The sequence below is a fragment of the Prochlorococcus marinus genome, from assembly GCF_001180245.1.
In the GTDB taxonomy this organism is placed as follows: Bacteria; Cyanobacteriota; Cyanobacteriia; order PCC-6307; family Cyanobiaceae; genus Prochlorococcus_A; species Prochlorococcus_A marinus_F.
This window is the reverse complement of record NZ_CVSV01000128.1, coordinates 1-202: the sequence shown is the minus strand read 5'-3', so window position 1 is coordinate 202 and position 202 is coordinate 1. Positions and strand designations below refer to the sequence as shown.

General features: G+C 35.1%; 1 pseudogene. It reads right to left on the bottom strand.

Features of this window, described 5'->3' with window-relative positions:
• Positions 1-202 (bottom strand): annotated as a pseudogene (locus AMO19_RS05155) (segregation/condensation protein A); the annotation flags it as partial.

Below are 202 nucleotides of genomic sequence, written 5' to 3'. Positions count from 1 at the left end.
TCTCTTCATGAGCAGAAGATCTTGGGTTTCTATAACTTCTGCTATGGACTCTAACTGACTTACAAGTTCACCCAATGTTGTTGTACGTTTAAGAATCGGTTGTGCAATTGATCTTCTCCTTAGATATTTTTCAGGATATTTCGGAATGTCAAATTCTTGATCAATCCAATCTTGATCATCCAAATCAAATGCATCTTCAAAA